This is a genomic window from Nostoc sp., from assembly GCF_041747015.1.
Classification (GTDB): Bacteria; Cyanobacteriota; Cyanobacteriia; order Cyanobacteriales; family Nostocaceae; genus Nostoc.
The window spans coordinates 1-7,934 of sequence record NZ_JBGTFY010000412.1 but is presented as its reverse complement, the minus strand read 5'-3'; the positions used below and the strand labels follow the sequence as shown (position 1 = coordinate 7,934).

General features: G+C 39.0%; 9 protein-coding genes and 1 pseudogene. 8 read left to right on the top strand and 2 right to left on the bottom strand.

Annotated elements, in window-relative coordinates; translation table 11 throughout:
* Positions 1-250 (bottom strand): annotated as a pseudogene (locus ACEW80_RS32280) (response regulator); the annotation flags it as partial.
* Positions 251-537: 287 nt separating this feature from the next.
* On the opposite strand from ACEW80_RS32280, the gene ACEW80_RS32275 reads away from it, so the two are divergent.
* The gene (locus ACEW80_RS32275; RefSeq protein ID WP_373530519.1) at positions 538-825 is read left to right on the top strand and encodes a hypothetical protein; all 288 of its coding nucleotides are present in this window, start codon (positions 538-540) and stop codon (positions 823-825) included.
* 252 nt (positions 826-1,077) lie between these two features.
* Here ACEW80_RS32275 and ACEW80_RS32270 read toward each other — a convergent pair whose 3' ends face one another.
* Entirely contained in the window at positions 1,078-1,290 is a 213-nt protein-coding gene (locus ACEW80_RS32270; protein ID WP_373530518.1) for a hypothetical protein, read from the bottom strand.
* A gap of 178 nt (positions 1,291-1,468) precedes the next feature.
* On the opposite strand from ACEW80_RS32270, the gene ACEW80_RS32265 reads away from it, so the two are divergent.
* The 7 genes from ACEW80_RS32265 (at position 1,469) to ACEW80_RS32235 (ending at position 7,805) form a co-directional block, all read left to right on the top strand.
* Complete coding sequence (locus ACEW80_RS32265) at positions 1,469-1,630, top strand: ribbon-helix-helix protein, CopG family (RefSeq protein ID WP_373530517.1); 162 nt, start codon at positions 1,469-1,471, stop codon at positions 1,628-1,630.
* A 185-nt stretch (positions 1,631-1,815) separates the two neighbouring features.
* A complete protein-coding gene (locus ACEW80_RS32260; protein ID WP_373530516.1) occupies positions 1,816-2,250 on the top strand; it encodes a hypothetical protein in 435 nt (144 codons plus the stop codon).
* Positions 2,251-2,416: 166 nt separating this feature from the next.
* Positions 2,417-2,749: a hypothetical protein gene (locus tag ACEW80_RS32255; protein ID WP_373530515.1), complete on the top strand. Its 333-nt coding sequence runs from the start codon at positions 2,417-2,419 to the stop codon at positions 2,747-2,749.
* A gap of 65 nt (positions 2,750-2,814) precedes the next feature.
* Positions 2,815-5,481 carry a helicase HerA domain-containing protein gene (locus ACEW80_RS32250; RefSeq protein ID WP_373530514.1) on the top strand — a complete coding sequence of 889 codons (2,667 nt, stop codon included), beginning with the start codon at positions 2,815-2,817 and terminating at the stop codon, positions 5,479-5,481.
* Positions 5,478-6,023 (top strand): hypothetical protein, encoded by a 546-nt coding sequence (locus ACEW80_RS32245; protein ID WP_373530513.1) that lies wholly within the window; start codon positions 5,478-5,480, stop codon positions 6,021-6,023. The genes ACEW80_RS32250 and ACEW80_RS32245 overlap by 4 nt, the downstream gene beginning before the upstream one ends.
* Complete coding sequence (locus tag ACEW80_RS32240) at positions 5,962-6,708, top strand: hypothetical protein (RefSeq protein ID WP_373530512.1); 747 nt, start codon at positions 5,962-5,964, stop codon at positions 6,706-6,708. The genes ACEW80_RS32245 and ACEW80_RS32240 overlap by 62 nt, the downstream gene beginning before the upstream one ends.
* Before the next feature lie 38 nt (positions 6,709-6,746).
* Positions 6,747-7,805 carry a type IV secretion system protein gene (locus tag ACEW80_RS32235; protein WP_373530511.1) on the top strand — a complete coding sequence of 353 codons (1,059 nt, stop codon included), beginning with the start codon at positions 6,747-6,749 and terminating at the stop codon, positions 7,803-7,805.
* Positions 7,806-7,934: the final 129 nt, after the last annotated feature.

Sequence of the window (7,934 nt, the reverse complement as noted above, 5' to 3'; positions counted from 1 at the left end):
GATAATTGGTACGTCTGATTGTTTCCGTAATTCTTGACAGACACCATAACCATCTAGTTTTGGCATCATCACATCCAGAACTATTAAATCAGGGGTCAAAAGGCGAAAAGCTGACAAAGCTTCTTCACCATCACTAGCTGTAACTACACTGTAGCCAATCATCTCAAGACGCGTCTGTAAAATTCGGCTTCCTGCTGGCTTCGTCATCTACTACTAAGATTGTGCCTTTATCACCTGATAAGTTTCTCAACGCTGTTCCTCCACAGCGAGAACTCTTAACCCTTCATTATCTGCTTATTAGAAGTCAAAAGCGCAAAACAATCTTGAGGTACAGTCATAAGGAAAGAAGCGATCGCTTTAAGGCATCTGTGCAACTAGATTATGCTAGGGCATCTGCCCGAAAAAGATATTTATGTCCAATTAATAAATTCCTCAACAAGGGACTCGTATTTTCCATAGATTTGGTGTACCTTGTTAATTCTGTGCAATTATTAATACCCATCTTCTCCCAAGTTTACCCATCCAAATTTTAAGCCAATGAAAACTTCTAATGATATAGATACAAAAAAAATCATCAAAAAATCCGACAAGCTTACCCTGAGACAGATGAAGTTAATCGAAGAAGCAGAAGACCAACTTCAAGAAGCTAACACTGTCGATTCTTCAGTCCCTGTGGCTGAGGAGGAAGCAGTAGCAATTTCAGAGCCATTCGTTCCTGACTATATTCCATTCCTTGACAATCCTCCAGTACAGTCTGTTGGCAATTCCGGCTGGCAGATTTCTGATATCTGGCGAGATATCCGCGTGGATGATTCTTGTGGGTAAGCCAGAAGTAGAAGCCAGCTTACTTCTTTATCCAGCCAGATTAGGGGTTTGCGCGATAAAATCCTCACATTTTCTCTCAGAGGTTGTTTGAAAAGTGTCAGCTTGAGCCTTAAATGCAACTCAGAGAAGTGATCGCAAGTCCCATAACTCTCATTATCTCGTTTAACTTCTCGATAGCCAGAGTAGTCAAACATACGTTGGATGACTTTTCAAACATCCTCTCAGGTTGCTTGACAACGATATCTGTAGTTGTTAATTAGAACTTCGACAATTAGCAATAATTTCCATAGCTTGCCTTTGATGATCAGGAATGGCATTAAGTCCACTTGTGACTAATTCGCGCAAAATTTCCGATTGGTTTTTACCAATGACTCTTGAATAAAGCTTTAGATCCTGGAGACATTCCGATTCTACGCGAACGGTAAGACAGACTAAATTAGACTTATCTGAATTAGAACGTGCCATATAGCTCTTCCTATTGCCTCTAAAAATATTCTTGGTTTGGGATAATTGCATTCACCGAATACACGAGTATTTGAATATTATAATAATAGCATAAAAACATATTTAATCCTCCTAATATCAAGTAAGGTTTTGATTATAATAATCATCGACTTCCACGAAAACAAATAAGGATTTGGGGATGAATAATCAGAAGAGAAAAAAGACTTCGTTACCTGTGTATTTAGACCAATTTGAGCGTGAAAGGCTAGAAGAAATAGCCAATCTATGGGGAACCAGCTTATCAACTACCATTAAAAGGCTAATTAGAGAACAGCCAATTTATCCCAAAGGTAATCGGTGAATACTAGAAGAAAGTAAGACAAGAATACGTGATAAATGGAAAAGATAAATATCCCAACTATGAGGATATAAACTTTATTAAACTATCTGTGGTAATTTGTTTGATGTGATAGGATTATGCTGTTAATCAGATTTAGGAATATCGAATAAAGTCTGTGTTTTCTGATCAAGAAAGGAGCAATTGTCTTGGCATCTAATAAATTCCAACCCAAGCAACGAACACAAACCCAAATTGTGGCGAAAGCAATAGGAAAATTAGGGCGGAAATATCAGCATCATATTTATGCTGTCGGTGTTACTTTGATTGTGGGGATTCAAACAATGCCAGCCCATGCGTTTGGACTATTTAACCCTGTACAAATTGCATTGACGTGTATGTTTGGGACTGCTGGTGCTGCGGGTAACGCCGCAATTAATGCGTTACCCGCAGTAATTAACGCAGCAATAACCGTGATGTTGTTCATTTACTTTGTAGCATCTGGTGTCAAAGTAGCAAACGCGCTGGGAGACGGGCAAGAAGTTACCCAGATGGTTCAACAACCAATTGGTATATTTTTCGTGACTCTGGTGCTATTCATTGCCCAAACCATTCTGTTTGCTGGGGTTACAGCAGCTTGCTAAAACAATTCGCTTTTTCGCCCATTCGCAATTGAAAATGCAAATTGTGAATTCTAAAAGTGGGTACAAGCCCCTACCATACCAATTCGCAATTCGCAATTGTTTTAACTGCGAATTGCGTTAGCGGTAGCGGCGCGTTTAGCGCATTGCGAATTGTCTTGACTACTTTATGAAACATAAGCAAGAAATCAAACAAGTCAATCAATCTTTAGGTAAGAGTGCATCAATCGGAATCTTTACAGGTTTCCAATTTGCTGTTTCTCTAGTTTCATTTGGAGTAGGTTTTTTTATAGTATTTTTGTGCGGATTAGGGATAATATGGAGCATACTGATTGGACTTTGGTTTAGTGCCACAACCCTAGTTTTGTCAGGAAAGAAACCATATTTATTTTGGTCGAGAGTTTTCCCAGGAGTTCCAATATGGACACGAGGCTACGTGAAATATTCTTCTCCTTTAGAAAAGAAAAGAGCAGGTTCCAAAAAAGTTAAATCATGGTATTAGAAAGGGGTAGCACTAAACCTAAAAAAATAAACCCTTTTGAGGACTCACTAGATATAACTAGCCTCGTGAGACTGAAAAAGGGCGGATACACAATTGGAGCCTACTTGCTGAGTAAAAAGCAAGTAGGTGATACCGATAATACTTTGCAGCTAATTTTCGGATATAGCTGCACGGGGATTCATCCAGTATTCAATTCTGAAGAACAGGTAGAAGCCATCGCTCACGCCTTTGAGAATGGCTGTAAAGAAATTCCTCAAGACGAAAGGTATACATTTCGCTGGAGTTCGTTTTGTAATGAAGAGGAGGTGATAGAAAATTTTCGCCATCGTTTAAGTAACCCTGTAAATGACGAAAGTGCGTTTTTAGATTGGGGTTGTCTAGCTCGTTTACAAGAACTAACAAGGCAGAAAAAACGAAAAGCCATCAAATTAAATGTTTATGCAACGTTCACTGTCAAAGCAGGGGGAACAGAAGCTGGAGACGCAGTTGATCGGGCAATCGTCAACTTGTCGAATTTTCTACAGAGGAGATTCACACCGACAGGAGCGACAGAACTAACGAGAAAAAGCTTGGTTCAAGTCCTGGAAAAAGCGATAAATGTTTCACTGAGGCATCAACAAATCCTGTCTGGAATGGGATTAAATCCATCCCCGAAATCTGAGAAAGAATTGTGGCAGGACTTATCAGTGCAAGTGGGAGCAAAACCAGTCAAAGTTCCCCACACCCTGGTTTTCAGTGATGGAACCCTGTCCGAAGAATTTTATGAAGCTCTGCCCAACTCCGGGCAGTACATAGACTCCGCTCATGTAACATCTGTGCTGTTGAACAATGGTATTCCCTTTGCAGATCGCCAGTGGGTATGTCTGCCTACTCCAAAAAATGGGAAGAAATATGTGGGGGTGTTGACACTCACGCAAAAACCAGAGGCGTTTGTTTCGACATCTGCTCAAGTGCGTTTCCTGTGGGATATTTTTGCTAGGGATGTCATTTATGATGTGGAAATAATTACAGAGATTAGCCCAGCCGATCAGAAATTGACTAGATTAACTCAGCAGCTAATTACTAGGCGATCGCGCAATGCTGAAATCAGTGCTAGTAGAAAAACCATAGACGTAGCATCACAGATTAATACTGAGTGGTCTGTTAATGCTCAGAAACAATTATACACTGGTGACGTGCCAGAAAATGTCGCACTGATTGTTTTGGTTTATCGAGACACACCAGAACAAATAGATGAGGCTTGTAGGTTGATTTCGGGCTATGTAAACCAACCGGCTGAATTGACCCGTGAGAGACAATATACATGGCTGATTTGGTTAGAAACCTTGCTATTGAGGCAAAGACCACAGCTAACAAGCCCATACAACAGAAGAACATCATTTTTCGCTAGTGAAGTAATTGGGTTAACTCCGGCGGTTCAAACAGCGAGGGCAGACACCCAAGGTTTTGAGTTGATTGCAGATGAAGGTCACTCGCCAGTTTGTATTGACTTGTCCAAAACTAAAAACATTATGGTCATCGGTACTACTGGAAGTGGGAAGTCTGTATTAGTATCTTCTCTAATTGCTGAATGCTTGGCTCTGGGGATGTCAATATTGATGATTGACCTACCAAATGATGACGGTTCAGGAACATTTGGAGATTTTACGCCATACTACAACGGATTCTACTTTGATATTTCCAAGCAATCCAACAATTTGGTGCAACCGTTGGATTTATCAAAAATCCCGTTAGAACAAAGGGAGGACAGAATAAAAGCCCATCGTAATGATGTGAACTTAATAGTCTTGCAATTGGTTTTGGGTTCCCAACAATTTGACGGGTTTCTCGCTCAAACAATAGAATCGTTGATACCTTTGGGGACAAAAGCATTTTACGAAAATCCCGATATTCAACGACGATTTCATGAAGCTGAACAAGTCGGAATCGGAACTCCAGAGTGGAATAGTACACCGACTCTAATAGACATGGAGCAGTTTTTCTGTACCGATTGTATTGATTTAGGCTATGAAGATGAGAATGTTGACAAGGCGCTCAATTATATTCGCTTGCGACTCCAGTACTGGCAAGCAAGCTCAATAGGAAATGCTATTTGCAAACCTTCAACTTTCCAAACAGACAGTAAGCTGATTACGTTTGCATTAACTAATCTGCAATCAGACAGAGAAGCGGAGGTATTCGGAATGTCGGCGTATATTGCGGCATCGAGACAATCGCTCTCCTCGACTAACAGTATGTTTTTCATGGATGAGGCTAGTGTATTGTTACGATTCCCCTCCTTATCTCGTTTGGTAGGTCGTAAATGCGCGACTGCTCGGAAATCAGGATGTCGTATAGTTCTAGCTGCTCAAGATGTGATCTCTATTGCTAAGTCTGAGGCTGGTGAGCAAATATTGCAGAATATGCCTTTACGGTTGATTGGGCGAATTGTCCCAGGCGCAGCTAGAAGTTTTTCGGAATTGCTTGGCATCCCTAGAGAAATTATTGATGTAAATGAAACTTTTATGCCCAACATCCAACAGCTATATACTTTATGGCTATTGGACTACAACAATAAATATATTAGATGCCGCTATTACCCCTCTTATCCCCTTTTGGCTTTGGTTGTCAATGGTAGGGAGGAACAAGAATCACGAGATAAGTTTAAAAAAATTTACAATAATAAGTTTACTTGGGTGGCAGAATTTTCTAAGTATTATGTTGAGTGCATTAAGCAAGGGAAGCCATTATGAAAACTCTCTCATCAGTCATTCAGAACAAGATTTTGTTAGCAATATTGGCAGGTGTTTTATCAATTGGAAGTTTTGAAGTATGGAAATATAATCAAGCTAAATATGAGAAGTTTATTGCTAGTCAAGAAAATGAATGTAAAGTGTATATAGAAATGGGAGAGGGCGCAGTTAAACGTAGTCCTGCCCTAAGAAATCTCAAATACAATAATCTAGTGACTCCAGGACTAGAACAACCCGGAATAAATTCTGAATACGAAGTAGACAGTAGATATCTTTTGCTTTACAACAAGCCTGTTTCCACTCTTCCAGCAAATACTCTGGTTTATGACAACGGTTTTTTTAAAAGTTTATTGAAAAACGGCAAAAACCCTCCTGAGTCATTGCTAGTTAATGCTGTTTCTTTTGATTTAAAAAATAAGCAAGCAACTGTTAGCTCGTCTTGCGCTAAAAAACCTTTTGTAGTTGACTTGGAGAATTTATATGAAGAATTTCAACCAGTTGATCGCGATCTCAGGGGTAGTAGTTCAGATTTATTTTTCTAGTATTTCAGCCAATGCAGCCAATATCCAATCTAACAATAATTCAAATCAATCTTTTCTGACCCAATTCCAAGAAATTTACAATGGCTTACAAACTTACATAAATAGCTATCAAAAAGAATTTACTAAAGCTGTAGGTAAGCTGGAAGCTGAATTAAATCAGGCAATTCAATCTAGTGTAGGAGATTTAGGTATTCCCGATCCTTTAAAAGCTGCTAAGAACATTGAGAAAGTTTTACAAAAACAAGAAACTCAGTTATTAGTATTAGACCCTCGTATTCAAGCCGAAAACGCTGTAAGAGAATGGAACCAGCAATACACTCGCGGTCAGTCTCAATCAGTATTAGGTCGAGAGGGTCAAAGAGTGCAAGCACAAGAATCTCAAATAACCAATGATGCGATCTCGCAATCTTCGGATAACGCTAATACTGCACAACAGGATGTTATCACCCAAGACATCCTAAAAAAGATGGCTGTCCAAAATTTACAAACAGCTGTAGTTAGCAAATCAATTCATGCAGAAGCTCAAAAACAATCGCGTTCCCTAGCTGCTGCAAATATTAATCTTGCCGATATTTCTAGTCGTATGGATGAACAAGCAAGACTTGAGCAGCAAGAATCTAATGCAGCCGCTAGACAAATATTGCAATCTGCTGCTGCACTAGATTCTTACTGGAAAAATCAATAATAATCTGACTTCTGATTCCTGATAACTCATTTAACAAAATGCTTTTAATCATCCTTTTTGCTCAATCAACTGTTCAACAACCTGAACAAAACATCGGTACTACTGACGCTGGTGAAATAGTTGACGGGGCTATGAATGGGGCAGATTTAATTTACAAATCTTTTGAAAATGATTGGGCAGAGCTAGCATCTGGGACAAGTTCTATTTATACGGCTGTTGTGGCTGTATCAATGTTGGTTGCAGTAGTTTTAATAAGCTTTGCTTCTTTAGGTTGGTATAGAAAGTTTGCTGAAGAAGGTTTTTCTTATAATTTTGTAAGTGAAATGGTTTTTCCATTATTGGTAATTCTAATGCTGACTAACAATGGTTATTTATTGGCTAATACCACAATTGCTCTAAAGGATGTGTCGGCTAATTTAAACAGGAGTATCTTAAGTATCACTAGAAACGGTGTAAAGCTGAAAGATGCTATACGGAATGTGAACGCGGATCAAAGTTTCGTTTTAGCTACACAAACGGCTTTAGCTGAATGTGAAAAACTTGAAACTTCTAAAACAGATAGTGATGGTAATACAACAAATCCTAGACAAACCTGCATCAAAGAGACTATAGAAAAAGCTCAATCAGACGCGCGCAAAGCCAGAGAGAAAAAGGGAACTGGTTCAGGTTCGGGAAGCTGGAACCCTTTGGATCTTACTGGTGAACTTGTCAATAGTGCAATTCAAGGTCTTGTTTATGTGATTCTAAGTGGTTTATCCGCAGGTTTCCAATACATAGTGCAATTATCCTTTTTGTTAGTTGCTTATGTTGCACCAATTTTCTTAGTATTGTCTTTGCTTCCTTTTGAAAGCAAGCCTCTTTATGCTTGGTTATCCGGTTGGTTGGGTTTAACCTTAGTGCTAATCTCATACTCAATAATAGTGGGCATAGTTGCTAGTGCAATAGTTGATAAACCCTCTAGTAATCCTTTGTTGATGCAACTTATACAGGCTATTTTCTCACCCTTACTTGCTGTTGCTATAGGTACAGGTGGCGGAATGTCAGTATTTACAGCATTTACTAGCGGTGTTAAATTCTCTGTGGGTTTAAGAAGATGAGACTACTAGAAAAAAAAGAGTTAAATTTTACCCCAATATTTTTAATAGGTAATGCAATTTTACTAACTATTCTGCTATTAATAGAGTTAATAAATTTTGCTAGTATGGGTAAAATTGCTAACTCCAAAG